28 protein-coding genes and 1 pseudogene are annotated in these 26,333 nt (G+C 41.7%); 19 read left to right on the plus strand and 10 right to left on the minus strand.

Going from position 1 to position 26,333, the window contains the following annotated elements; genetic code table 11:
• Positions 1 to 491 precede the first annotated feature (491 nt).
• From J0656_RS02485 to J0656_RS02535, 11 genes are all read left to right on the plus strand, one after another.
• Entirely contained in the window at positions 492 to 1,841 is a 1,350-nt protein-coding gene (locus J0656_RS02485) for a hypothetical protein (protein ID WP_207031249.1), read from the plus strand.
• Between the two features lie 2 nt (positions 1,842 to 1,843).
• Positions 1,844 to 2,269: a hypothetical protein gene (locus J0656_RS02490; RefSeq protein ID WP_207031250.1), complete on the plus strand. Its 426-nt coding sequence runs from the start codon at positions 1,844 to 1,846 to the stop codon at positions 2,267 to 2,269.
• A 15-nt stretch (positions 2,270 to 2,284) separates the two neighbouring features.
• Positions 2,285 to 2,656, plus strand: coding sequence for a hypothetical protein (locus J0656_RS02495; protein WP_207031251.1), 372 nt, complete (start codon positions 2,285 to 2,287; stop codon positions 2,654 to 2,656).
• Between the two features lie 143 nt (positions 2,657 to 2,799).
• Positions 2,800 to 4,269, plus strand: a complete 1,470-nt coding sequence (locus J0656_RS02500; protein ID WP_207031253.1) for a lipopolysaccharide biosynthesis protein — start codon at positions 2,800 to 2,802, stop codon at positions 4,267 to 4,269.
• Complete coding sequence (dut, locus tag J0656_RS02505; RefSeq protein WP_207031255.1) at positions 4,259 to 4,693, plus strand: dUTP diphosphatase; 435 nt, start codon at positions 4,259 to 4,261, stop codon at positions 4,691 to 4,693. The genes J0656_RS02500 and dut overlap by 11 nt, the downstream gene beginning before the upstream one ends.
• Before the next feature lie 62 nt (positions 4,694 to 4,755).
• On the plus strand, positions 4,756 to 5,067 hold the full coding sequence (locus J0656_RS02510) for a GIY-YIG nuclease family protein (protein ID WP_237688818.1): 312 nt from the start codon (positions 4,756 to 4,758) through the stop codon (positions 5,065 to 5,067).
• A 78-nt stretch (positions 5,068 to 5,145) separates the two neighbouring features.
• Complete coding sequence (locus J0656_RS02515) at positions 5,146 to 6,162, plus strand: sugar phosphate nucleotidyltransferase (protein WP_207031257.1); 1,017 nt, start codon at positions 5,146 to 5,148, stop codon at positions 6,160 to 6,162.
• A 43-nt stretch (positions 6,163 to 6,205) separates the two neighbouring features.
• Positions 6,206 to 7,123, plus strand: a complete 918-nt coding sequence (locus tag J0656_RS02520; protein WP_207031259.1) for a tetratricopeptide repeat protein — start codon at positions 6,206 to 6,208, stop codon at positions 7,121 to 7,123.
• The gene (lolB1, locus tag J0656_RS02525) at positions 7,123 to 7,902 is read left to right on the plus strand and encodes a lipoprotein insertase outer membrane protein LolB1 (RefSeq protein WP_207031261.1); all 780 of its coding nucleotides are present in this window, start codon (positions 7,123 to 7,125) and stop codon (positions 7,900 to 7,902) included. The genes J0656_RS02520 and lolB1 overlap by 1 nt, the downstream gene beginning before the upstream one ends.
• 1 nt (position 7,903) lies before the next feature.
• Positions 7,904 to 9,130: a murein hydrolase activator EnvC family protein gene (locus tag J0656_RS02530; protein WP_207031262.1), complete on the plus strand. Its 1,227-nt coding sequence runs from the start codon at positions 7,904 to 7,906 to the stop codon at positions 9,128 to 9,130.
• A gap of 4 nt (positions 9,131 to 9,134) precedes the next feature.
• Positions 9,135 to 9,971, plus strand: coding sequence for an aldo/keto reductase (locus J0656_RS02535; protein ID WP_207031264.1), 837 nt, complete (start codon positions 9,135 to 9,137; stop codon positions 9,969 to 9,971).
• Between the two features lie 3 nt (positions 9,972 to 9,974).
• Here the strand turns inward: J0656_RS02535 and J0656_RS02540 are convergent, their stop codons facing one another.
• Positions 9,975 to 10,487 carry an acyl-CoA thioesterase gene (locus J0656_RS02540; protein ID WP_207031266.1) on the minus strand — a complete coding sequence of 171 codons (513 nt, stop codon included), beginning with the start codon at positions 10,485 to 10,487 and terminating at the stop codon, positions 9,975 to 9,977.
• A 58-nt stretch (positions 10,488 to 10,545) separates the two neighbouring features.
• Positions 10,546 to 11,490: an HU domain-containing protein gene (locus J0656_RS02545; RefSeq protein WP_207031268.1), complete on the minus strand. Its 945-nt coding sequence runs from the start codon at positions 11,488 to 11,490 to the stop codon at positions 10,546 to 10,548.
• Between the two features lie 105 nt (positions 11,491 to 11,595).
• Between J0656_RS02545 and J0656_RS02550 the strand changes: the two genes are divergently transcribed.
• Positions 11,596 to 12,492, plus strand: coding sequence for a DNA-processing protein DprA (locus J0656_RS02550; RefSeq protein WP_207031270.1), 897 nt, complete (start codon positions 11,596 to 11,598; stop codon positions 12,490 to 12,492).
• 329 nt (positions 12,493 to 12,821) lie between these two features.
• Here the strand turns inward: J0656_RS02550 and trpS are convergent, their stop codons facing one another.
• Entirely contained in the window at positions 12,822 to 13,790 is a 969-nt protein-coding gene (gene trpS, locus J0656_RS02555) for a tryptophan--tRNA ligase (protein WP_207031272.1), read from the minus strand.
• A gap of 115 nt (positions 13,791 to 13,905) precedes the next feature.
• Between trpS and J0656_RS02560 the strand changes: the two genes are divergently transcribed.
• Positions 13,906 to 14,643, plus strand: a complete 738-nt coding sequence (locus J0656_RS02560; protein WP_207031274.1) for a lysophospholipid acyltransferase family protein — start codon at positions 13,906 to 13,908, stop codon at positions 14,641 to 14,643.
• On the opposite strand, the gene J0656_RS02565 is transcribed toward J0656_RS02560, so the two are convergent.
• A complete protein-coding gene (locus J0656_RS02565) occupies positions 14,640 to 14,852 on the minus strand; it encodes a hypothetical protein (RefSeq protein ID WP_207031276.1) in 213 nt (70 codons plus the stop codon). The two genes, J0656_RS02560 and J0656_RS02565, sit on opposite strands and share 4 nt — an antisense overlap.
• 8 nt (positions 14,853 to 14,860) lie before the next feature.
• Positions 14,861 to 15,292 (minus strand): sensor histidine kinase, encoded by a 432-nt coding sequence (locus tag J0656_RS02570; protein ID WP_207031278.1) that lies wholly within the window; start codon positions 15,290 to 15,292, stop codon positions 14,861 to 14,863.
• Here J0656_RS02570 and J0656_RS20075 point away from each other — a divergent pair.
• The gene (locus tag J0656_RS20075; RefSeq protein WP_237688819.1) at positions 15,284 to 15,439 is read left to right on the plus strand and encodes a hypothetical protein; all 156 of its coding nucleotides are present in this window, start codon (positions 15,284 to 15,286) and stop codon (positions 15,437 to 15,439) included. The two genes, J0656_RS02570 and J0656_RS20075, sit on opposite strands and share 9 nt — an antisense overlap.
• 38 nt (positions 15,440 to 15,477) lie before the next feature.
• Here J0656_RS20075 and J0656_RS20410 read toward each other — a convergent pair.
• The 5 genes and pseudogenes from J0656_RS20410 to recA form a co-directional block, all read right to left on the minus strand.
• Positions 15,478 to 15,891 (minus strand): annotated as a pseudogene (locus J0656_RS20410) (7TM diverse intracellular signaling domain-containing protein); the annotation flags it as partial.
• A gap of 693 nt (positions 15,892 to 16,584) precedes the next feature.
• Entirely contained in the window at positions 16,585 to 18,042 is a 1,458-nt protein-coding gene (locus J0656_RS02580; RefSeq protein WP_207031282.1) for an outer membrane beta-barrel protein, read from the minus strand.
• Between the two features lie 10 nt (positions 18,043 to 18,052).
• A complete protein-coding gene (locus tag J0656_RS02585) occupies positions 18,053 to 18,583 on the minus strand; it encodes an RNA polymerase sigma factor (RefSeq protein WP_207031284.1) in 531 nt (176 codons plus the stop codon).
• 28 nt (positions 18,584 to 18,611) lie between these two features.
• Positions 18,612 to 19,055, minus strand: a complete 444-nt coding sequence (locus tag J0656_RS02590) for a hypothetical protein (protein WP_207031286.1) — start codon at positions 19,053 to 19,055, stop codon at positions 18,612 to 18,614.
• Between the two features lie 99 nt (positions 19,056 to 19,154).
• The gene (gene recA / locus J0656_RS02595; protein ID WP_207031289.1) at positions 19,155 to 20,162 is read right to left on the minus strand and encodes a recombinase RecA; all 1,008 of its coding nucleotides are present in this window, start codon (positions 20,160 to 20,162) and stop codon (positions 19,155 to 19,157) included.
• Between the two features lie 268 nt (positions 20,163 to 20,430).
• Here recA and trhO point away from each other — a divergent pair, with 268 nt between their 5' ends.
• The 5 genes from trhO to J0656_RS02620 all read left to right on the plus strand — a co-directional run bounded on the left by trhO (position 20,431) and on the right by J0656_RS02620 (position 26,333).
• Entirely contained in the window at positions 20,431 to 21,462 is a 1,032-nt protein-coding gene (trhO, locus tag J0656_RS02600) for an oxygen-dependent tRNA uridine(34) hydroxylase TrhO (protein ID WP_207031290.1), read from the plus strand.
• Positions 21,463 to 21,565: 103 nt separating this feature from the next.
• Positions 21,566 to 22,726: a PSP1 domain-containing protein gene (locus tag J0656_RS02605; RefSeq protein ID WP_207031293.1), complete on the plus strand. Its 1,161-nt coding sequence runs from the start codon at positions 21,566 to 21,568 to the stop codon at positions 22,724 to 22,726.
• The gene (locus tag J0656_RS02610; protein WP_207031295.1) at positions 22,716 to 23,207 is read left to right on the plus strand and encodes a gliding motility lipoprotein GldH; all 492 of its coding nucleotides are present in this window, start codon (positions 22,716 to 22,718) and stop codon (positions 23,205 to 23,207) included. The genes J0656_RS02605 and J0656_RS02610 overlap by 11 nt, the downstream gene beginning before the upstream one ends.
• Positions 23,207 to 25,531 (plus strand): penicillin-binding protein 1A, encoded by a 2,325-nt coding sequence (locus tag J0656_RS02615; protein ID WP_207031298.1) that lies wholly within the window; start codon positions 23,207 to 23,209, stop codon positions 25,529 to 25,531. The genes J0656_RS02610 and J0656_RS02615 overlap by 1 nt, the downstream gene beginning before the upstream one ends.
• 100 nt (positions 25,532 to 25,631) lie before the next feature.
• The gene (locus tag J0656_RS02620; RefSeq protein ID WP_207031300.1) at positions 25,632 to 26,333 is read left to right on the plus strand and encodes a CoA transferase subunit A; all 702 of its coding nucleotides are present in this window, start codon (positions 25,632 to 25,634) and stop codon (positions 26,331 to 26,333) included.

Genomic DNA, 26,333 nt, shown 5'->3' on the forward strand with positions numbered 1-26,333 from the left:
CCCATTCGGTGGCCTTTTTGTTTTGAGCTTTTTGGCCCATTTTTCATGGATTCACCCATCAATCATGGAAAACCCCCAGTTTTTTTAAGGTTTTTGTCCAGTCCATAGTCAAAAAAAGTTGTTAGTTTAGTGGGAACACTACCCCTTACTTGTACAGCGTAGCAAAATATAGTTTAAAACCAAAGAGAGTTTACAGTCTAGAAAAGTTCCTAAAAAAAAGTTCTTTAGAGACGCTTCTACTGGAAAACTGGATGCCTATAAAATAATGAAGTATTTTGATGAATTCGTTGTGTTTTTTCTTGTGGACAACGAGTTTCTCAAGGTCAAAGTCCATACATCTTTGTCTGAATGAAAATCATAATACTATTTTGTCAAGTACTTTGTACATGGGCTATGGGCTTTATGTTCGGTAGCACAAATATCCGTAGCCCTTTCTTTCGGTCCAAATCCAACTCAAGACGAGCTCTTTAATAAATGAGATTTTTTTAATTATGAGACTTAAATTACCAACAAAGATTTTGATTCTATTTTTTTCTATTATGCTAGCAAGTTGCGATAGGGAAGAACATATTATTGATGAATCAGTATTTGAACCGACACAAGAAATTACTTCCGACAGGGAATCAATAAAATTTTCTGAACTGCCACCTTATGTCCAATCACAAATTATGGACACAGAAATTTTATTGAAGAAATCCACCACTGGAAACAAGACCGAAAAACCTTTTGGTGAGATTATCCGAACAAAAGTGAATGTGTTAAAAACAAAAGAAAAGGCCACTTCTTACACCTTGGTTATGGAACGGACTGACCAAGAGCGTCTTTATTATGATAATATGGTATTGGTAAAGGATAGTTTGGGAGGTATCCAAAAACATATTTTACGGTATGAACCTGAAGAAGACTGGTTTTTAGAACGAATGTCGGGCAAATCGGGTTATGATAGTTTTACCGGGAAGGTTTCAGTTTACGATGAAAATGGGGGTATGATAACATCTACATTTTTAAAAGAGGGCAAGATAACAAAGGATCAAGCCAAAGGCGGGATGTCCAGTAAGCGGGTTTGTGAGGTGATAGACGTAATTTATGCCGGGGTGGAAATAGATGGTGTTTTTTATGCGGACGTCACCATAAAATATTCATGTTATGAAACAGGAACCGGAGGAGGAGGTCCTTCTGACCCTGGAGGAGGCCCGATTGACGGTGGGCAAACCGTTGAAGATGTGGCAGGGCCTACAACAGTTATAGAAGTTCATATATTCAACAACCTTACTGGCAAGGCCAAGTGTGTGTATGATAAATTAGATGCTACAGGCAAAAAGTTTAGGGATGCCATACAAAAATTTGATGGGGAGTTTCCGGTGGCGCATTTGAAGTATTCAATGGATTATAATCTACCTAATACAACTAATGCCGTCACTAATAATGGTGGAACTAATATTATTGAAGTTAAGATCAATGGAAATACGTTACCTTCTCGAACAGTTTTAGGTTTGGCACGAACTTTGACTCATGAAACAATACATGCTGAACTATACAGAAAGGTTAGATCAGTGGGAGGAAATGTTTCTATAAATGATTTTCCAGGGATATATGATTATTATAGAAGATATGTAAAAAACTGGCAGCACGAACAAATGGCTGCCCATTATAGACAGACAATAGTTGATATTTTAAAGGAATTTGACAATAACCAACACTCCAATCAATTTTATAATGATCTTGCTTGGGAAGGGTTACAAGGAACAACCTCTTGGAATGAATTGCCAGGAACGGAACAAACCCGTATAAAAAATGTGATTAGCAACTTTAAAAGCACAGGCAATAAAACATGCAACTGAAAATGAAAAAGTTTTTAATTATTTTATTTATAGGATTTTCATATCCCTTTTTGTATTCACAAACCAAGGACATTGTTCATTTATCTTTTAATATAAATAAAGAAATAGGGTGTTCTGTTTCAAAAAAAGTAAATGATAATAAAAAAACACATTTTTATATTAATAAAGAACATTTTGAGTGGAATCCAAAAAGAGAATTGGAAGTAGTCCTGAACTCAAAATTGGATAACATAGATATCTTAAACATCTCATCCTTCCTAGAATTAGCAGAAACTAAAAGAAAAAGTCTGATAAAAGAAGGAGAAAAAGATAAAACAATTAAGATATTATTCAATGATGAGGTGTTTGAAAAAATTTATCTATATGAAATAGATAAGCATGGAATGATTAAAAGGTATGATGTAGTATGGATTGAAGAGATTCAATAACATGAGTCCTCCTGCATGGAATATACCAATCCTCCTGAAAACTATAATATTACAGTTGAATTTAGCAATACTCAATTAGCTAATATATCCGACTTAGGCGGTGCAGTTGCTTTTGCTCATGAAGTAATACATGCTGAAATTTACAGAAAAATGCTTTCAGCTGCTCAAAAAGGAGATTTAGATCCTGCAAATATGAGCCCTCAGGAGCAAGTTAATTATATTAACAATTTAAGAAATGATTTCCCTGGGTTATACGACTATTATTATGATAGATATAAACCTACATGGAATCACAATATGATGGCTCAACATTATAGGTCAGCGATAGCTGTAGATACCCCAAAAATTAGGGCAGGTTTTCTACAAAACATACAATCAAATAAATAGAGTTAAAATAACCATTCATTAATTTTAAAAGGCCACCCATTCGGTGGCCTTTTTGTTTTTCTTAAGGTAATAAGGTTTAGGTAATAATGGCTTTTGCGTAACTTGTAGCCACCTAATCAAGGTTTTTAAAGAAGCAACACCTATTGAATCCATTAAAAAGGCTTTTTAAACAGACATTTATCTATGGTTTGGCCACGGTAATGCCAAGGGTCATTTCTTTCTTCCTACTTCCGCTGTACACCGCAGTTTTCGAGAATGCATCAGGATATGGGCAGTACACCAATATATATGCATGGATTGCCATTTTTAATGTGTTCTTGGCCTATGGAATGGAAACGGCCTTTTTTCGTTTCTATCACAAAAGCAAGGACAAGGCAAAAGTAATTTCAACATCGCTGATATCCTTATTGGGTTCTTCTTTGTTATTTTTGATTTTGGCCCTTTCCCTAAAAGAATGGCTTTCAGGTGTTACCAACATCAATGCCGATTACCTCAAGTTTACCACCTATATTTTGGTGCTGGATGCCGTGGTGATTATCCCGTTTGCATTGCTCAGGGCCAATGAGAAACCTCTGCGTTATGCCGTGTTAAAGACCATTAATGTGGCCATAAACTTGGCTTTTAATGTATTTTTCCTGCTTGTACTGCCACAGATGGTGAAAGAGTCAGGTTCAGGCTTCATGGCATCTATTTATAAGCCCAATTGGGAAATCCATTACGTTTTGATATCGAACGTTATTGCCAGCGGAGTAACATTATTGATTTTGCTTCCCACTTATATCAAGGCGTCCTATAAATTCGACCTTGATATTTGGAAACAAATGATGAAATATGCAGGTCCCATCCTTGTGGCAGGAATAGCTTTTACCATAAACGAGGTATTGGATAAGATTTTGCTTACCGAACTACTCCCATCAGACATTGCAGAGAGCGAAGTGGGGAAATACGGAGCCTGCTATAAATTGGCACTCTTTATGACACTGTTTGGAACCGCTTTCCGCATGGGAGTGGAACCATTTTTCTTTAGTCATGCCAAAAGTGAGAAGCCCCAAAAAACATACGCACAGATTACCAATTACTTTGTAATTCTAGGTAGCATCATTCTTTTGGGGGTTATCGTTTTTATCGATGTCTTGGGAAAATTGCTTCTCAACAACCCTGTGTACTGGGAAGCCTTGGATGTGGTTCCCATTATACTTTTGGCAAGTTTCTGTTTAGGTATTTACCACAATCTGTCCGTATGGTACAAGGTAACGGACCGAACCAAGTTTGGGGCGTATATTTCATCCGTAGGGGCCATCATCACCTTGGTCATCAACATCACTTTGATTCCAAAAATGGGATATATGGCATCTGCATTAGCCACTTTGGCGGCCTACGCAAGTATGATGCTGCTATCCTATCACTATGGAAAAAAATACTATCCCATACCGTACAATATGCGGAAAATTGTATTCTACATGTCCGTATCGCTCGTATTTTCAATACTTTCGTTCTATGTTTTTAATAGAAATTTAATAGCCGGCAGCCTACTGTTTTTGTTATTTTTGGGGCTAGTGTACAAGATGGAAGCAGATAAACTAAGAAGCATTTTTATAAAACGTGAAGATTAAGATCATTAACAAATCGGGCCACAAGCTGCCACATTACGAAACCCTTGCTTCGGCGGGAATGGATTTAAGGGCGGATTTGAAGGCCCCCATTACATTGAAACCATTGGAACGGACAATTGTGCCAACAGGATTGTTTATGGAGCTTCCTGTGGGTTACGAAGCACAAGTGCGTCCTAGAAGCGGATTAGCAGCAAAAAAAGGGATAACAGTACTCAATGCTCCCGGCACCATCGATGCCGATTATCGTGGAAACGTTGGCGTTATCTTGGTCAACCTTTCCAATGAGGATTTCACTGTTGAAAACGGCGAACGCATTGCCCAAATGGTCATAGCAAAGCATGAGCGTGCGGAATGGGAAGAAGTGGAATCGCTCTCGGATACCGATAGGGGCGAAGGCGGATTCGGAAGTACTGGAACCAAGTAAAATTCCTGCGAAGGCAGGAATCCTTTAGGGAAAGGATGTGAACGTAACAAAACATTGAAATCATGAGGTTTTGGAATGTTTATATAATGAGCAACAAACCAAACGGGGTACTTTATATAGGAGTTACCGACAATCTTGATGAAAGAGTAAAAGAGCATAAATTAAAAGTTTATCCGCAATCTTTCACGGCTAAGTACAATTGTGACAAGTTGGTCTATTTTGAGAAGTTTGAAAATGGAGAAGAGGCTGTAAAGAAAGAGAAACAAATGAAAAAATGGAAAAGAGACTGGAAAATCGGATTAATAGAAGATTTTAATCCCAATTGGGTTGATATCAGTCTAAACTGGAAATTGAATTACAATAACTTAAGATGAAACTTGTTGAATCAAGTCGATAATAAACAATGTTTAACACATAAAATAAAGACACCTGCCTTCGCAGGTGTGTGACATATGAAAATAATCGTACCCATGGCGGGAAGAGGGTCCCGTCTTAGACCACACACATTAACAGTTCCTAAACCATTGATTCCCGTTGCGGGAAAGCCCATCGTACACCGATTGGTAACTGACATCGCCAAGGTCTTGGGAGAGCCCATAGAAGAAGTTGCCTTTATTTTGGGCGACCCTGCCTTTTTTGGAGACGATGTGGTTGAAAGCTTAATGGAACTGGCCGATGAACTAGGGGCCAAAGGTTCTATTTACAGGCAGGATCAACCATTGGGAACAGGTCACGCCATTATGAGTGCCAAAGAATCCTTGAGTGGCCCGGCAGTAATTGCATACGCCGACACCTTGATTCGTGCTGACTTTGATCTAGATAAATCCGCTGACAGTGTTATTTGGGTAAAACAGGTGGAGCGTCCCGAAGCCTACGGGGTGGTTCAATTGAACGATGGCAACGAAATAGTCGAATTGGTCGAAAAGCCGCAGGAGTATGTTTCTGATTTGGCCGTAATCGGCATTTACTACTTCAAGGATGTGGAAGTGCTCAAAAATGAACTTCAGCACGTTCTAGATCACGATATTACCCATGGAGGCGAATATCAAATCAACGACGGTATCAAACGCATGATGGAGAAGGGCATGAAATTTGTTCCCGGTAAAGTGGACGAATGGATGGACTGTGGTAACAAAAACGTGACCGTGGAAACAAATCAGCGTATGTTGGGCTTTTTGGAGAAGGAAGGAGAGCAAATGGTGGCCAATTCCGTAAAACAGGAAAACGCCAATATTATTGAGCCCTGTTTTATTGGGGAGAATGTTGTTTTAAAAAACACAACGGTCGGACCTTATGTGTCCATTGGGGCGAACACCGTTTTGGAAAACTCAACGGTAAAGAACAGTCTGATTCAGAGCAATAGCAAGATTAGCAATGCCAACTTGGACAATGCCATGATTGGAAACTATGTGGTGTACAATGGTAATTTTGAGACCATTAGTATTGGAGATTATTCCGTTTTGGAATAACTTTAGAATAGCTTTTAGTTTGATGGGGACTTAGGATGTTTATATGAAAAAGAAACTTCTTGTTTGGTTGGTTTTGGGAGCATCAATACTGATGCAATACGATACCTATGCCCAAGAAGAACAGGAAAGTGCTGATGTTTACCTGGAAGAATATACCGATGAGTTTCAAGAAAACTTTTTTGAAGCATTAAAGCAAAAAGGCATCCAGAACTACGATAGGGCCGTGGATTTGCTCCTGAAGTGTAAGCAATTGGAGCCTGACAACAGCGTGGTGGACTATGAACTCGCCAAAGCCTATATGTTGGATAAAAAATATGTGCAGGCACAAGATTACGCCGTTGCGGCATTGTTATCAGAACCTACCGATTATTGGTATTTGGACAATTTACTGACCATTCTGGACAAACAAGGTAGTCCCATGGAGAGCATTAAAGAACGAATACCTTATCAAAATAAAAAACTGCAGCAGAACATGGCTGTTTCCCTATTCAAAATGAAAAAGTATGGGGAAGCATCGAAAGTGCTGGATGACCTGGAGAGTTCTCAATTGAAATCGAACCTCAAGGAAAAAATAAGCGATTCCCTTCAAAAGGATAAACAACCGGATGCGGCACCTATCGTAGAAAACCGCGCAAACCCGGATGACCCATTGGCCCAACAAAAGGCCCAGATGGAGCAATTAATAGCAGCGTCAAATTTTAAAAAGTTATTGAACGATTCCCAAGAAGCGTTAGATGCCTATCCCTTGCAGCCCTATTTTTATTATGCCTACGGAACAGCTTTGAACAATACGGGAAATCCCAATAAAGGTGTAGAGGTTTTGGAAAGTGGTCTGGACTACTTATTGGACGACGATGGTTTGAAGAATAAAATCTACCGGCAGCTTTCCGAAGGGTATTCCAAAATTGGAAATACCCAAAAAGCGAACGAATATTTGAACAAGATCAATTCAGGATTATAATGAACCTATATAAAAACATATCTAGAATCGGCTTGATTACAGCCTTTCTTCTTGCACTTGGTGCCTGTAAAAGTACCAAGTCCATCACGGGAGGAGAAATCAATCCAAAGTTATCGGCGAAGAATATCATCAATGCCCATTATTCCAATGAGCCCAAGTTCAAGACTTTGAGGGGGCGGGTCAAGATTGATTATACCAACGGAGACGATTCCCAAGGGGTAAACGTAAGCCTTCGAATGGAAAAGGATAAGGTGATATGGATGAGTGCGCCCCTTGGTGTGGTCAAGGCCCATATCACCCCAGAAAAGGTGTCTTTCTACAACAAGCTCCAGAACGAATATTTTGATGGCGACTTTAGTTACTTAAGTGATATGCTCGGAACGGAATTGAATTTCGAAAAAGTGCAGAACCTACTTCTTGGAAATGCCGTTATCGATTTAAGAAAGGAGAAGTTCAACTCGGAAGTGTACAATGGCAACTATCAACTAAAGCCAAAAGCTGCGCAGGAATTCTTTAAGATACTGTTTCAATTGGAGCCCAAAAATTTCAAAATAGCCTCCCAACAAATATCCCAACCGGCAAGCTCAAGACAGTTAATGGCAAATTATACCTATCAGGATATTTCTGGAAAAATACTTCCGGAGGATATTAAGATAGTGGCAGAGGAAAAAGGGGAATTAACCACTATAGATTTAAGTTTTCGTAACTTGGAACTGGATAAATCCATGACATTTCCCTATAAAGTGCCCAATGGATACGATAAAATTACATTAAAGTAATATGAAAGGTAAATTTTCATATTGTGTTTACTGTTTGATAGTTATATTTTTTATCTCGGTAAAGTCATTTGCTCAAACCAGTGAGCAAAAGGCTTTGGAATCCAAGCGGGAACGTCTTCAGGAAGAAATTAAGGAAATCAACAGACTGCTCTTCGCCGAGCGTAAGGAAAAGGGAACTGTTTTGGATCAGATGGAAGCTTTGGACAACAAAATAAATGTCCGTCAAGAACTGATTCGTGTTACCAATCAACAGTCCAATTTGCTCAACAGGCAGATCAATGTCAATATCAGAAATATCAGTAAGCTCCGTGAAGATTTAAAAATCCTAAAGGATGATTACGCTGAGCTCATTCAAAAAACCTATCAGAACAAATCGCAGAACAACCGCTTGATGTTCCTGTTGTCTTCCGAAAATTTCTATCAAGCATTTAAAAGACTTCAATACATGCAGCAGTATGCAAAGCATCGGAAGAAGCAAGGTGAGGGGATTGTCAAAAAAACAGAGGAACTTACCCAATTGAATCAAGACTTGGTACGTCAACGAAAGGAAAAGGACCAACTTATTGCGGAGAATCAGAAAGCTAAGGCGGAACTGTCCAAAGAAATAGAGTCACAAAGAAGCCTTTTAACGAGCATAAAACAAAACGAAGCCAAATACACATCTGCAATTGCAGAAAAGCAAAAGGAGGCCCGCAAAATTGATCGAGAGATAGAGAGAATGATCAAAAGCGCAATTGCAAGTTCCAATAAAAGCTCAGGAAACTCTGCAAGCAGTGCCACATTCGCCCTAACGCCAGAAGCGAAACTATTGGCCGATAACTTCTCATCCAATAAGGGAAGGCTCATTTGGCCAGTGGAAAAAGGTATAAAAAGCCAAGGATATGGTGTGTATGCCGATAAACTCTATCCGGGAATCAAACATAGGAACAACGGAGTTACCATCACCACAGATAAAGGCAGTATAGCAAGGGCCATTTTTGAGGGTGAGGTTATTGCTATCTTATCTGTCCCAGGTGGAAACAAAGGGGTACAGATTAAACACGGAAACTACATCAGTACATACTATAACTTGTCCAATCTCTTCGTAAAAAAAGGGGATAAAGTGACCGCCAAAGAGGCATTGGGAGAAATAAATACCAATCGGTTGGACGGCACCACCAAATTGAAGTTCTATTTGTATAAGGACTCTAATCGTTTGAATCCCGAAGATTGGATCTATCAACTGTAACACTATGAAAGAAATAACAGATTTACAAGGCTCTTTTGAATTGCACAATGGGGTCCAGATGCCCTATTTTGGATTGGGTGTATATCAATCCGAGGACGGAAGCGAAGTGATCAATGCCGTAAAAGCTGCATTGAACCATGGTTATCGCCATATAGATACTGCGTCCATTTATGAAAACGAGGAGGGCGTTGGCACGGGTATCCGTGAAAGCAACGTGGACCGAAAGGATGTTTTTTTAACGAGCAAGGTCTGGAACACCGATCAGGGGTATGATGCTACTTTAAAGGCTTTTGACGCCAGTTTGGAACGTTTGGGTACCGATTATCTGGATTTGTACCTCGTGCATTGGCCCAAAGGCGAAATTTCCAAGGAAACATGGAAGGCATTGGAAAAGTTGTACAAAGAAAAAAGAGTCCGGGCCATTGGCGTGAGCAATTTTTTACAGCATCATTTGGAAGATTTATTGAGCTCTGCAGAGATTGTGCCCATGGTGAACCAAATGGAATTCCACCCCTATTTGGTGCAACAGGACTTGATTGATTTCTGCAATTCCAAAGGAATTCAATACGAAGCGTGGTCCCCGTTGATGCAGGGAAATATCTTTGATCTGGACGTTATGAAAGAACTGGCATCAAAATATGAAAAGACCATTGCCCAGGTCGTGTTACGATGGGATCTGCAAAAAGGTGTGGTCACGATTCCAAAATCATCCAAAAAAGAACGTATTGTCGCCAACTCCGACCTTTTCGATTTTGAATTATCAAAAGAGGACGTAGAACTGCTCGATGGATTGGAAAAAGGCAAACGGTTTGGCCCAGATCCGGATAATTTTGCTTTTTAAGTATTAAGAAGTAAAAAGCGCTTTGAGCTCCGTAGCATCCGCAGGTTTCATTTTACCGGCAAGCACCAAACTCAACTGTTTTCTCCTCAGGGCGGCAGCAAAACGTTCCTTTTCCAAGTCGGTTTCTGGGTCTAATGCGGGTACTTCGGTTGGTTTCCCGGTATCATCCACCGCAACAAAGGTATAAATCGCCTCATTGGCCTTGGTACGCTCTCCCGTAAAGCGATCCTCGATCCAAACATCGATAAAAATCTCCATGGAAGTATTGAATGCGCGAGAAACGGCCGCTTCAACGGTTACAACACTGCCCAAGGGCACCGCTCTGTTAAAAGCTACGTGGTTCACCGAAGCAGTCACAGTGATTCGTCGGCTGTGCCTACGGGCCGCAATACTGGCAGCTCGGTCCATACGGGCCAAGAGTTCCCCGCCAAAAAGATTGTTGAGGGGGTTGGTTTCACTGGGCAACACCAAATCGGTCATTACCGTGCGGGATTCACTGGGTTTTTTAGCGCGCATACCTTTAAATTTTGCGCAAAGATATTGAAGTGTGGAATGGTTTTAAACGAAAGCGGGATTATTTCTCGGAAAGCAACCAAGCATCCCTTGAATCTTCGGCTTTTACCTTTCTTAAAAAGGCGAGTGCCTCTTTTGGTTCGTCAAAACTATCGTAGGCCACTTGGTGAAGTCCATACTTGTTCACGCCCAAGTAAAAGGCATTGTACCCTTTATTCTTGAGTTGCGCTACTTTTTTGTCGGCATTTTGCTCCTCACGAAAAGCACCGGCAATTACATGGTGCTTGCCCAATCGCTTTTTTGTCACATTAATGTTGATGGCCGGGAGCTCCAAAGGAGCACTTTCAAAAAACGTGGCCTCTTGGATCAAACGGGAAACCTCCTGTTGGGCATCTTGCTGAGCGGCCACTTCTTTCTGTTGAAAGTCGCCATAAGTGCTATAGGAAGTTACGCCCAAAGAAACCGCCAACAAAAACACGGCAGCATATTTTAACCAAGGCCTGAAAGATGTCTGTTCCCTTTTCTCCGGAGTGATGATAAAAGGAATGCGTTCTTCCATTTCTTCCACCTCTTCTTTGATCACTTCTCTCTGGATAGGAGTCGCAGCAAAAGTGGATAGACCAAAGGAAGATGTCAAAAAGTTGATTTTTTCCTCAGGTTGGAACTGGATACGCTGCTCGCTGTTGTGCCACAACTTACCAATCCCAAAAAGTTCAATGCTTTCGCCCTGTGCCAATTTGGAGTTCCAATCTTTGGCAATGTTTTCCACTTCCTGAAGCATATCTTCATACCTCAAGTTCTTTTCTTTGGAAATATGGGATACCAACAAACCATCATTTTTGGAAAGTTGGGCGTTAAAGGAGATGGTCTTGCTTGGAGGCACCAATGTATTGGTTGCCAAATCAATTTCTGCGGATTTACCGTGGGCCAAGAAAGCCCCAAAACCAGGTACTACAACACAATTGTAATCGAACAACAATTTTTCTATGTATGAATCTATCCGCATAGGCACAAATATTGTAAAAAATGAGACAGTACAAAATAGGCCGGATAACTTTTTATTAACATTTGAAAATCTGTATTTTGTGGACAACTTTGACGCCCAAATCAAATGACTGAACCTGAAATTATTGCGGTCTTACGGCTGCAAAAAATTCCGGATTTCGGAGATGTTACCGCTAAAAAATTAATTGCCCATTGTGGAAGTCCATCGGCCATTTTTGAGGACAAGCTCTATCACCTTTTAAAAATCGATGGCATAGGAAGGATGACCTTAAAGGGTCTTTTTGATCCTGTCCATTTGGAAGAAGCCCAAAAAGAGTTTGAATTTCTGTCCAAAGAAGACATCGATATCACATATTTTATGGATGATAATTACCCTGCCCGTTTGAAGCATTGCGTGGATGGCCCGATTTTGCTTTTCCAACGGGGAAATATCAACTTGGACAATCAAAAGGTCATCAGTGTGGTAGGTACGAGGAACGTGACCAACTACGGAACATCATTTTGTAATCAATTTATTGAAGAATTGGCGCCGCTGAACCCAGTAATTGTAAGTGGGTTGGCCTACGGGGTGGATATTGCCATTCAAAAAGCAGCAATGGACCATGGATTACAGACCATTGCCTGTATGGCCCACGGCTACCATCGCGAAGTATTTGCCGTGCCGGGCAGAGCGACCGATAAATGGAGCAAGGGCTGCAACGACCTCATCAAATATCAAAAAGCACACTTATTGACCTCTGCCGCCGAGCTGGTCTACACCTTGGGATGGGAAATTGAGGAAGAAAAACAGGAAAAAGCGGTGCAAAAACAGCTGTTCATCGAGTTGGACGAAACAGAACAGTCAATCTACTCTTATTTGCAAGTAAACGGAAAACAACTGCTGGACACCGTTGCTGTGGAGTGTAATCTACCCATTTTTAAAGTTTCTTCAACTTTATTGAACATGGAAATGAAGGGGGTGATCCGACCATTGCCCGGTAAAATGTTCGAGGCGGGTAGTTGATATAGGGAGAGGGATTCAGGTAAAAGATACAGGAGTTGTATTGATAAATGTTAGGATTTTTAAAATGAAGCACCTCTTCAGCTTAAAATTGGCATTAGCATCTGCCGTTCATCTGGAAAAACAGCAACATAAACGAATTAAAGTATTTAAAAAATACAGCTCATCGATGCAAGCGACAACAGAACAGTCACTCTGTTTTTCGGCGTATTTCAACGGGAAGTTGCCACTAAAAATCGAGATTTTGCCAGGGTTTGGTCCAACTCAGCGAGTTTACTACATTCAGGCTTCTAGAAAACAAAAGGCGATTATATCAAATTGACGATGAAAGGCTAGTATCCCAATTTTTCACGAACCCTTGCCAATACCTTATCGGCGACTTTGCGGGCTTTTTCTGCTCCAAAGGCCAAGGCTTCGTCCACTTCGTTTTTGTGGTTCATGTAGTACTCGAACTTTTCGCGGGGCTCTTCAAACTTTTCCACGATGAGCTCGTACAAGGCCTGCTTGGCGTGTCCGTAGCCGTAGTTCCCCGCCAAATAGTTGGCGCTCATTTCCTCTACCTTCACTTGGGGAGCCAATAGTTTGTATAGGGCAAAAACATTATCCTTGCTTGGGTCCTTGGGGTCTTCCATGGGAGTACTGTCCGTAACAATGCCCATAATCTGTTTGCGCAACTTTTTGTCCGGCTGGAACAAATTGATGAGGTTCCCACGGCTTTTGCTCATTTTTTCTCCATCGGTCCCGGGTACGTACATGGTTTGTTCGTGAACTTTGGCTTCGGGAATTACAAAGGTTTCGCCCATTTGGGCGTGGAACCGGGAGGCCACATCGCGTGTCATTTCCAAATGTTGCAACTGATCCTTCCCTACGGGAACGATATCGGCATCATAAAGTAAAATATCGGCGGCCATCAACATGGGATAGGTAAATAACCCCGCGTTTACATCTTCCAGCCTGTCGGCCTTGTCCTTAAAGGAGTGGGCCAACGTCAACCGTTGATATGGAAAAAAGCAGCTGAGGTACCAGGCCAATTCGGCAGTTTGTGGAACATCGCTCTGTCTGTAGAAAACAGTTTTTTCAATATCTAGGCCGAATGCGAGCCAAGCTGAAGCTATGGCGTAGGTATTGTTGCGTAGTAGTTCCCCATCTTTAATCTGGGTAAGCGAGTGCATATCTGCGATAAAGAGGAAGGAATCATTCTTTGGGTCCTGTGCCATTTCAATGGCCGGTGCAATTGCACCCAAAATATTCCCCAAATGGGGTGTTCCTGTACTTTGTATGCCCGTAAGTATTCGCGCCATGCCTAGTTTTTTGCCCGTAAAAGTAAGCATCCCTAACGTATAAAAAAAGTGGCTGTTAGTCTAAAAGATGGGATGCTACTAAAGCTAAAATTTGGAAATACTTTACATTTGGAAGATGCTTGGAGCAATCAAAAATTTGGGGCATGTGTTGTATAGGGTCTGGTTCTATATTTTGGTTACCGTTCCTATTATCCTTTTTTTTCCGGTTTTGCTTCTTTTGACCATTTCTGAAAAGACGTATCACCAATTTTTTTGGCTTGCCCGAAATTTGTGGGCCAGGCCCATTTTATATGGAATGGGTTGTTTTCCAAAAATTGTGCGGCAACAGCGCATGGAGAAGGGAAAAAGTTATATGTTGGTGGCTAACCATACCAGTATGCTGGATATTATGTTGATGCTGCTCGTTAGCCGTAACCCGTTTGTGTTCGTTGGAAAAAAGGAGCTTGGGGGCATTCCTATTTTTGGATTTTTTTACAAGAGGGTCTGTATACTGGTGGACAGGGACAGTGTTAAAAGCCGGACAGGGGTATACAGGCGGGCCCAGAAGCGGCTCAACCAAGGTTTGAGCATTTGTATTTTTCCTGAAGGAGGTGTCCCAGAGGAACATATTGTACTGGACAAGTTTAAGGATGGCGCGTTTAAAATGGCCATTGCCCACAAAATTCCTGTAGTTCCCATGACGTTTTTGGATAATAAAAAGCGCTTTTCCTTTACTTTTTTTAGTGGAGGGCCAGGACGGATTCGAGCCATTGTCCATCCTTTTTTCGAGACAGGAATTCTAGCAGCTTCCGATACCTCGACTATGCGGGAAGAGGTTAGACAGGTTATCCTGGAGGATTTAGAGAAGAATTAAAGAATCTTTAAAGGTATTCGAACGATTACTTTTGTTCCCATTGGGTGGTTGTTCTCGTCATATTTGTCCACAATGGTAATAGCGTCTTTGCTTTCGCCCAATGATTGCAACCTAAGTTTGGTGACCTCGAGACCTCTTGATTTTTTTTCATTTTGATAGATGTGGAGCCCCTCATTTGCTGCTAATCGGCGTACTCCTGTATCGTCCACAATACAAATTAAATAGTTGCTGTCAGTATTAAAAATGATATCCAATTGTTTTGGCCCGGATTTTTTGGCAATAGGCCATGTATCAGGGCGTTTTCAACGAATGGTTGTAAAATCATTGAAGGTATTTCTATTTCTTCGGGATCAATAGCTTCATCTATCGTAATGTTGTACGAAAAACTATTGTCGAATCGCAACAGTTCCAGGGATAGGTAATCTTCCAGCATTTTAATTTCATCCGCTAAAAGAATGTTGATCTCCATGGAGCTTTCCAGAACATTTCGGGTAAGCCGACTGAATTTGTTCAGATACTTTAAGGCACTTTCAATTTTTTTAACGGATACCAAATGTTGTATCGCACTTAGGGAATTAAAAATAAAATGGGGGTTTATTTGGGCCCGTAGCGCTCTTGTTTTTTCAAAAAGAGCCCTTTGTTGAAGCATAAGGTTTTTACGGAACTCCAGATGGATTTTATAGAAGAGACCAAATGCGAATATGCAACGGCCTATAATTATATAATAGAGCCCATCCAACAGAAGTCCGTCTTCCTGGGTCGAAAAAATGTCCTTACCAAAGGGGCGGCAAAGTAGGCAGATGTGGCCAGGGCCATAACATAGGCTAAAGGGTCCTTGCCAACATACATTAGGTACGCTAGACCCAAAAGTGCAGTAAAATTAAGTATGGCGTAGGCATTTTGGGTGATAAAGATAAAGCCTATGGTGTCCTCAAGAACAAACAGAACACCAATGCAGATCAGGATTATGATATTGAGAACTGCGAGCACTTGGACCAGAAAATGAACAAATGGATATTCTCTTTTAGATTGAAGGAAGCTTGCAAAGAAGAAAAGATACACAATATTGTCCACGAACAAGAAACTCTGCGAGACCCAATAGGATATATAGTTGTCGTTGAAAACAAACTCATAAATCCCAAACTTAAGGCCACATACGTACACGAAGGTCACCACAATATAAATGGAATACCAAAGAAACTCCGATTTTTTGATGAAGAAGTAAAAGGACAATGTTGTAAAACACATGAAAAAACAAAGCCCGGTAAAGAAATAGTAAGGTAACTGGTCTTCAAAATGCTGTTGGGCAATAAATGGATTGGGAGAGGTGTTGCTAATGGTGAAGCACCAATTCTGAACATCTTCCTTAAAGGTAATCCAGCTTTGCTTGTATTAATAAATGCCCATCATCGAGCAAGTTGTTCACTTTCAACTTTAAAAATGAGTAGTAATATGAATGATTAACTAGGCTGCTCTCGTTGTTTTCGTCAAACCTGCCTATTTTTCTAGTAACCATTTTATTTTGGGATTCCAGATATAGGGTGGCATGATTAAATCAAGTTGCTCAATACAGCAAAAGGATACAATATTAAAAATGAAAGCACGATCCATAAAATAGGAGAAAGATGGATTGGCAACATAACACTTACTCTCCCTAACTTAAGATGGCTACATGAAATTTTATGTGAAGTTTATTTTACTCCTTTTAGCCAGGTCCCATAGGATATCTCCTTCATTTTCTTTTCCCATCAGGGGATTTGGAAAAGTATATGAGAATGTCTTCAAACTGTTCAGGGTTCACACTGTCAACAAGTTGGTTGGTATATAAATTGAAAAGCAAGAAAAATATGTGAATGTTTTTTTGCATAAAAAAAGCGCCCTGAAAATGGACGCTTAATTAATTGCTTAAAGGAGCAATCTTCCTAACCAACTTCTTCTGTGCTAAAACTTAAAGGTAAATCCACTGTACACGCCAATGGAGTAGGGCTGAAAATTACCGGAAACATTCGAAAACGTATTTAGCTGGTACTTGAAAACGGGTTCCACATTAAACCTGAATTTTGGAGTAAAGTGATAATTGAGCCCCATACCAAAGTTTGCACTAAAGTTTAATGAATTGATGTTGTTGGCCTCTCCCATTTCGGTGACCAGTTCATTGGATTCCAACAAAACCGAGTTGTTCACAAGGAACAATGAACTTACGCCCCCTATAAGGTCAACCCCGAATTTTTTGTCGAGCAGGGCATAGTTTACTTCCAACGGAACTTCGATGTAGCCCAATTGTTGGACCATTTTCCCCTCCAAGCTAGGTACTTCATTAAAAGCGACTTCTTTGGCACCCAACACAGGGGAATTGTTCTTTGCACTTTCCTTGCTCTGGACCAGTATGGTCTCGGAATTTTGGTCGTAATCTATGTTCGCGATCCTATTGCTCGCTGCTGCCTGTAGGGTAGAGGAAAAGACCACATCGTTGGTGTTGTAACCAAAGTTTACCCGGTGCACCCCGGAGCGTATCTTTACTTTTTTGCCAACCTCATAGGCAACGTTGACGCCATAACTCAAGTTGAGGTTTCCTGTTTTGGAATTAGCGGTAAAATCAGCGCCTACGGGAGACCCATCACCTGCACCATTAAAATACACGGGCGCCAACGATGGACCAACGGACCATTTTCCAGAATTGTTTTTGGCGACTGCTTCCTCCAATCCTTCCTGTTCGGCAATGGCATCATAGATGGACTGCTTTTCAGATTCATCCTTTTCTGTTATATTTTCGGCAACCTGTTCATCGTTCTTTTCGGATGACAGGGTCGATTGTTTTTCAGAAGATTCCTTCCGGTCATCGTTCATAGCAATGGCACTGTTGTTTTTTGCACCTTCGTCATCTGTAGAAATTCTTTCAGCTTCTTTTGAACGGCTATTAGTGACCTGAGCTATTGCATTTGAAGCATTTCCGTTTGATGTGGAAATAGTATTTTCAATATTTGAAGCTTTGGTTTTGCCAAAACCGTTATCCGCAGCTTGATTACTTTTTTGAATCGGGGAGTCTTCTTCAGAGGTGTCCGCCAAACTATTTTGCCCATTTGGATGGGTAGTGGGAGGGATGAAATCTCGATTTATCTCCTCTTCTGGATTTGTTCTACTTTCGGGAACGGTACTATTTTCCGTATCCGTTATAATTTGCTCCTGTTCTTGTTCCTGTCCGAACGGATTAATGGCAAGCAATGCGATGACCAAGGCCGCCGCCGCACCCCCTAGGCCCCACCAAATAGGAACGGCCCGCTTCTTTTGCTTTTTCTTGTCCAAAGAAGCTTCGATGGAAGCCCAGACCTTTTCGTCCGGAACTTCCTGAAAGTCCTGAAAGCTTTCTTTGAACAATTCCTCTAAATTCTTTTTCCCCATTGTCTTCTATTTAAGCAATGTTTATTTTGGCTTTTTCTATTTTTTCCCTCAAAATGGCCTTTGCCCTTGCCAAGTTCGATTTTGATGTTCCAGTGGACGTCCCCAACATCTCACTGATTTCTTTATGGCTGTAGCCATCGAGCACATATAGGTTGAATGTTAGCCTATACTTGTGTGGCAACTCTTGAATGTACCCCAGTAATGTAGATAGGCTTATATCCATATCCTCCGTCTCTACCTCCACCTCTCCTTCAGTGTTTTCAGAAACCACGTTAAGGTGCTGGTCTTTTCTGTACTTTTGGAGCACGGTGTTTACCGTAATTCTTTTGATCCAACCCTCAAAAGACCCTTTAAAACCATATTGGTCAACTTTGTCGAATATGGTCATAAAACTGTCGTGCAGATTGTCTTCCGCCTCCGTTTTGTTACGGGAGTACTTCAGGCACATACCGAAAAGAATACCGGAGTATCTCCGGTATAGTTCAGCCTGTGCCTGTCGGTTGCCCTTTTGACAGTTATGTATCAATTCTTCAAGATCCAAATGTTGGTCAATTTTGGATTGTTGCTATTTAATTTGTCGGTTCACTTTCTTCCGCAATCGGAACCGTGTATTCTAAAAATTTAGCATTTCCTTCTTCATCATCCCCGGCATAAAAACGGAAGGTGTAGTCCTTGGTGTAAATTACATTAAATTTTAAGGTGGCCGTTACTTCTTCAACGGCTTCGGTACAGGCTCTGTCCTCATCGGTGAGCACGGAACCGACCACTACGACATCACGACCCGTTTCGGCAGTTTGCGATACATCGAAACCTTCAAAAAATGTACAACCATTAGGTCTTAGGTAGGTTACTTCAATATCGTACGTTTTACCAAACTCGAACGATTCTGGAACTTCGGCCTCCACTGTGGTAAGGGCAGTAAAGTAAAAATTGGGGGAATCATCATCCACCTCACAGGAGATGAACCATGAGCATGCCACGATCAACATAAAGGGCATTAACATTTTTTTCATAATAAAAATCCTTTTATTCCCTAGATGTGCAGTATGCGTAGGGGTTGCGTAGGATTTTCACAACCAAAAGTTAAACTCCCCAAAAAATCGATAAAAGGGCTATTCGCTTACAGCGGCGATGGCTTCTTTTATTTTGCTCTCCAATTCTTCGGATAGTTCGGGGTTGTCCACAAGGAGAGCCTTAACAGCATCTCTTCCCTGCCCCAATTTGGTGTCGCCGTAGCTGAACCAAGAACCACTTTTCTTTACGATTTCGTAGGCAACTCCCAAGTCGAGTATTTCTCCGATCTTGGAGATTCCTTCACCGTACATAATATCGAACTCCGCGGTTTTAAAAGGAGGGGCCACTTTGTTTTTTACCACCTTCACCCTGGTCTTGTTCCCTTGGACATCGCCATCGGTACTTTTTATTTGGGTAGAGCGTCTAATGTCCAGTCTGACGGAAGCATAGAATTTAAGAGCGTTACCACCCGTTGTGGTTTCCGGGTTCCCGAACATTACGCCAATTTTTTCACGTAATTGGTTAATAAATATTACGGTACATTTTGTTTTGCTGATGGTTGAGGTCAGTTTTCTCAAAGCTTGGGACATCAATCTGGCGTGCAGACCCATTTTTGAATCCCCCATTTCTCCCTCGATTTCACTTTTTGGGGTCAATGCGGCCACGGAATCCACGATTACGATATCGATGGCTCCGGAACGTATCAGGTTTTCTGTGATTTCCAAAGCCTGTTCCCCATGATCGGGCTGGGAGATGATCAGGTTGTCGATATCAACCCCTAATTTTTTGGCATAAAAACGGTCAAACGCATGTTCTGCATCTATAAATGCTGCGATACCTCCCGCTTTTTGAGCTTCGGCAATGGCATGCAGCGTCAATGTGGTTTTACCTGAAGATTCCGGACCGTAAATCTCGATTACCCTTCCTCTCGGATATCCGCCTACACCAAGTGCAATATCCAATCCCAAAGAGCCAGAAGGAATCACTTCGACATCTTCAACAACGCTATCGCCCATTTTCATGACAGCACCTTTGCCGTAGGTCTTGTCCAACTTGTCCAACGTAAGTTTTAGTGCCTTTAATTTTGCTTCTTTCTCTTTGCTCATGGTAAAAATTGTTAGGAAGGCTAAAATACCATTTCTTTCCACATGAAAAAAAGGGCACGCAACCTTTTTAATAACAATACATCTTAAGGGCACTAACTCATCTCCATAGAGCCGTTTAGGGCTCGCAATTGCTATGAGGAAGAAAATTCAGCTATGAAAAACGGTAATGGATTAAGGGGGCCTTCGCGGCCCTTTTAATTTTACTCTCCCTTTAATTTTTATCTTTGCACAAATTTTAGAACCATTCTTTAACTTAATCAAGTATAGCATGCAACTGTACAACACATTAAGTGCAAAGGAAAGGGAAGCCCTTATCGAAGAAGCCGGGAAGGAACGGCTTACCATCTCTTTCTATCAATATGCACGAATCGGCAATCCACAAATTTTAAGGAACCATCTTTTTTTGGCCTGGGACGACATGGAAGTTCTGGGGCGGATTTATGTGGCACACGAAGGGATAAATGCCCAACTATCGGTACCAGCAGAAAACTTTAATGTATTCAAGGAACATTTGGACAGTATTTCCTTTTTGGAAAATGTACGATTGAACATTGCAATAGAGCAGGACAACAAATCTTTTTTGAAACTGAAAGTAAAGGTCAGGGACAAGATTGTGGCAGATGGATTGAACGACGACACTTTTGATGTCACCAACAAGGGCATACACGTGGGCGCGGAACAGTTCAACGAACTTATTGAAGATGAGAACACCGTTTTGGTCGATATGCGAAACCATTACGAAAGTGAGATTGGACATTTTAAAAATGCCATCACGCCCGATGTGGACACCTTTAGGGATTCTCTCGATATTATAGAACAGGATCTGGCCGAGCACAAAGAAGATAAAAAACTGGTAATGTACTGTACCGGTGGCATCCGTTGCGAGAAGGCAAGTGCTTACTACAAACATAAAGGCTTTAAGAATGTCTACCAGCTGGAAGGCGGGATTATCGAGTATACCCGACAGGTACGCGAAAAACAGCTGGAGAATAAATTTCTGGGCAAAAACTTTGTTTTTGACCATAGGAGGGGAGAGCGTATTTCGGAAGACGTGATAGCACACTGTCACCAATGTGGTAAACCTTGCGACACCCATGTAAACTGCGCCAACGAAGCTTGTCACTTGCTATTTATACAATGTGAAGAATGTGCCGAAAAAATGAACAATTGCTGTTCAGTAGACTGCATGGAAATACATGCATTGCCTTATGAGGAACAAAAACGTTTGCGTAAGGGCAAAGGAGCCAGCAATAAAATATTCAAAAAAGGCAGGTCCCCGGTTCTTAAATACAAGAAGTAGTATTTCAATGCTGCAACAATTTGTAGTATATTTACAACTAGTAATTTTTTATGAACCCTTTTTAGGGAAGCGCATTAAGTTTCCTTAAATCAAGATATTATATATGGCGTGTAGCAGTTGTTCAACCGGCAAGGATGGACAACCGCGTGGTTGCAAGAACAATGGTACTTGCGGCACTGATGGTTGTAACAAGCTGACAGTCTTTGACTGGCTTTCCAATATGTCGTTGCCCAACGGTCAAAAACCTTTTGATTGCGTTGAGGTACGTTTCAAAAACAGTAGAAAGGAATTCTATCGAAATACGGAGAATCTTACCTTGTCCATTGGCGATGTGGTGGCCACTCAGGCCAAATCGGGCCACGATGTTGGTGTGGTGACCCTGACCGGCGAATTGGTGCGTATTCAAATGAAGCGCAAAAAGGTATCCCTGGACGACAAGACCATTCCCAAGATTTACCGAAAGGCCACGCAACGGGACATCGATATTTGGCAAAAATGTAGGGATAGGGAAGAGGAAATAAAAAAACGTTCCCGGGAAATAGCCATTTCGTTAAAGCTCGAAATGAAACTCAGCGATGTAGAGTTCCAGGGAGACGGGTCCAAGGCAACGTTTTATTACACTGCAGAGGATCGTGTTGATTTTAGACAGTTGATCAAGGATATGGCCAAGGCCTTTGGAATCCGAATAGAGATGCGTCAAATCGGTTATAGACAAGAAGCACAGCGGTTGGGGGGCATCGGTTCCTGCGGACGCGAACTTTGCTGTTCTACCTGGTTGACGGATTTCAGGTCCGTGAGCACGGCATCGGCACGTTATCAGCAATTGGCCTTGAACCCCCAAAAATTGGCCGGGCAATGTGGAAAGCTCAAATGTTGCCTCAACTATGAGCTGGACATGTATCTGGAAGCATTGAAAGATTTCCCACCATCGGATTGCAAGCTTAAGACCCAAAAAGGATTGGCCTTCTGCCAAAAGGCGGATATCTTTAAAGAAACCCTTTGGTTTTCGTATAAAGATGAGCCAGCAACTTGGCACACCCTTTCCAAAGACCAAGTTTTGGAAATTCTGGAACTTAACAAAAAAGGTGATAAAGTTGCCAGTCTTGAGGAGTACGCCGCAGATAATGTAGCGGAAGAAAAGACTACTTTCGAAAATGTCGTAGGCCAGGACAGCCTTACCCGTTTTGATAGGCCGAAGAACAAGAAGAGAAGAAAGAAAAAGCGTAGAAAACCAAAATCCAAAGCATCCTCCAATGCGAAATAAATTTTTGTTTCTTTCGATTGCGATTCTTACCCTGTCGTCTTGTAACGAATTGTTGGTTTATTCAGAGTATAAACCGGTTAAGGAAGCCAAATGGGAGATGGGCCAAGATGTCGATTTTCAATTTTCGGAACTGGATTCTACCCAAACCTACAACCTGTTCATAAACATTAGGAACGATGATAATTTTGCCTTTAGCAATTTATTTTTGATAACCGAGTTAGAATATCCGAGCGGCAATACCGTTAAGGACACGTTGGAATACAGAATGGCCGAACCCAATGGGGAATGGCTTGGAAAAGGAATGGGCAGCGTCAAGGAAAATAAACTTTGGTTCAAGGAAAACATCGATTTTCCCGATTCCGGCGTATATAAGGTGAATATTTCCCATGCCATGCGTAAAAATGGCGATGTGGAAGGCCTCCATGTTTTGGAGGGAATAACGGATGTTGGTTTGGAAATAGAAAAAGCACCCAAATTATAATGGCAAAGAAACGTCACAAAAAACAGCAGCAGAATTTTTTCCCCTTTATCAAGTGGTTTTGGATCATATTCGGAGCAGGTGTCCTATCCGTAGTACTTATTTTTCTACTGGCCTCATGGGGAGTGTTTGGGGAAATGCCAACCTTTGAGCGTTTGGAAAATCCCGAGACCAACTTGGCCACCGAGTTTATCTCCTCTGATGGTGAAACTTTGGGGAAACTCTATTTGGACGACAACAGAACTTGGGTAGACTACGAAACCCTTCCGCAAAACATTGTAGATGCCTTGGTAGCTACCGAGGATGCCAGATATTACGACCATTCCGGTATTGATGCCCGCGGATTTGCAAGGGCCTTGGCCTTTTTGGGGACCAAGGGTGGGGCAAGTACCATTTCGCAGCAATTGGCACGCCAACTTTTTGTGGGAGTTAGATCCAGGAACTTGTTTGAGGCAGTAACCCAAAAAATAAAGGAGTGGGTCATTGCAACCCGTTTGGAGAGAAACTATACCAAACAGGAAATCATAGCGATGTACCTTAATATTTACGATTTTGGGTACAATGCGGACGGCATTCGTTCCGCATCCAGGATTTACTTTGGAAAAGAGCCTGCCGATCTCAAAACCGAAGAATCCGCTGTTTTAGTGGGCATGCTCAAGAACTCATCGCTCTACAATCCAATGCGCCGTGAGGAACTGGTGTTCAATCGACGCAATACCGTACTTGGACAAATGGCAAAGTATGGATATATCACAGAAAAGGAGAAAGACTCGTTGCAAAGCAGGGAAATGAAAATAAATTTTAATCCCGAATCGCATAGGGAAGGATTGGCCACCTATTTTAGGATGTACATGCAGCGCTATTTGAACCAGTGGGTCCGTGAAAACCCAAAACCGGACGGGGAGCATTACAATATATATTTGGATGGACTGAAAGTCTACACCACCATCGACTCCAGAATGCAGCGTAATGCGGAAGAAGCCGTACAGGAGCACATGAGTAATTTGCAAGCCGAATTCTTCCATCAAAACACACCAGACCGTAACCCTACCGCTCCTTTTTTGGATTTACGAAAAGGAGAAATAGATACTATTTTGCGAAATGCCATGAAGCGTTCTGCAAGATGGCGTCATTTGAAGCGAGAAGGATTGTCCGAAAAAGATATCGAGGCCACTTTCCATAAACAAACGGAAATGACCGTTTTTGATTGGAACAGCGATTCCTACGAGAAAGACACTATCATGACACCGATGGACTCCATTAGGTACTACAAGACCTTCCTACGCACCGCCATGATGTCCATGGAACCCCAGACCGGTCACGTAAAGGCATGGGTTGGCGGAATTGATTACAAACACTTTCAGTACGATAATGTTATTCAAGGTTCAAGACAAGCTGGATCATTGTTTAAGCCATTTGTATATGCAGCTGCCATTGATCAATTACGATATTCTCCCTGTTATACCCTTCCTGATAACCAATATAGTATTGAGCCAGGAAAGCATGGGAATATGTTGGCATGGACGCCAAAGAATTCCGATGGAAAATATTCAGGGGATGATATGACCTTAAAGAATGCACTGGCCAATTCGGTAAACACCATCACAGCGCAACTTATTGATAGAGTAGGCCCGGGAGCTGTAGTTTCCATGGCCAAAAATATGGGGATTACCAAGGAAATCCCTGCAGTACCATCCATTGCACTCGGTACTCCAGATGTAAGTGTGTATGAAATGGTGGGCGCCTTCGGGACTTATGCGAACCAAGGTGTATATGTGAAGCCCGTAATGGTAACACGCATCGAGGACAAAAATGGCACCGTGCTTTTTGAATACAAACCAGAAACAAAGGATGTCTTGAGTAAGGATGTTGCCTATGCGATGATCAATCTTTTGGAAGGGGTAACCCAATACGGTTCTGGGGGACGTCTAAGGCATACTTATGGAAAGAACAACACCGTATATAAGAAAATTATAACCGGCTACCCATACGAATTGACAAACCCGATAGCAGGTAAAACAGGGACCACACAGAACCAAAGTGATGGTTGGTTTATGGGAATGGTGCCCAATTTAGTGACCGGTGTTTGGGTCGGTGGAGACGATAGGTCCATACACTTTAGTGGATTAAGTTATGGTCAGGGGGCATCTATGGCATTGCCGATTTGGGCCCTTTATATGAAAAAGAACTATGCCAACGATGAAATTGGTGTTTCAAAGGAAGCTTTTGAGGTGCCAGAAGAAATGTCAATAGATTTGGATTGTTCCCAACAACAAAAAGACGAAAATATCGATACCGATGATGATTTGGACGACTTAGACTTCTAGTTCAACTCATTTTTGAAAAAATAAAGCCCCAAGCATATTCTAATTTGCTTGGGGCTTTTTTATTTAAATCGTAATTTCAGGGAATATTAATAAGAATTCTATGATCAATAAAAAAGTTGCCAATGTAGCCGATGCCTTGAAGGGAGTAGAAGATGGAATGACGTTCATGTTAGGTGGATTTGGCCTATGCGGAATACCGGAGAATGCTATTGACGAACTCGTGCAATTGGGTATTAAAGATATCACTTGCATATCCAACAATGCCGGAGTGGATGATTTTGGACTGGGACTGCTCTTGCAAAAGCATCAAATCAAAAAAATGATATCCTCCTACGTGGGCGAAAATGACGAGTTCGAACGTCAGATGCTGAGCGGCGAACTGGAAGTGGAACTGACACCCCAAGGAACGCTTGCAGAGAAATGCAGAGCGGCACAGGCAGGGTTCCCTGCCTTTTATACCCCTGCGGGATACGGAACCGAGGTGGCTGAAGGCAAGGAAACCCGTGAGTTCGATGGCAAGATGTATGTTTTGGAGCCCGCTTTTAAAGCTGATTTCGCTTTTGTCAAAGCTTGGAAAGGAGACGAGGCAGGCAATCTCATCTTTAAAGGGACTGCGCGTAATTTTAATCCATGTATGTGTGGTGCGGCTACAATTACCGTGGCCGAGGTAGAAGAACTACTTCCGGCAGGTAGTTTGGACCCCAACCAGATTCATATTCCCGGAATATTTGTACAGCGAATTTTCCAAGGGCGGAAGTATGAGAAAAGAATTGAGCAACGAACAGTTAGACAGAAAGCATAG

Source organism: Flagellimonas aurea (assembly GCF_017313785.1).
In the GTDB taxonomy this organism is placed as follows: domain Bacteria; phylum Bacteroidota; class Bacteroidia; order Flavobacteriales; family Flavobacteriaceae; genus Flagellimonas; species Flagellimonas aurea.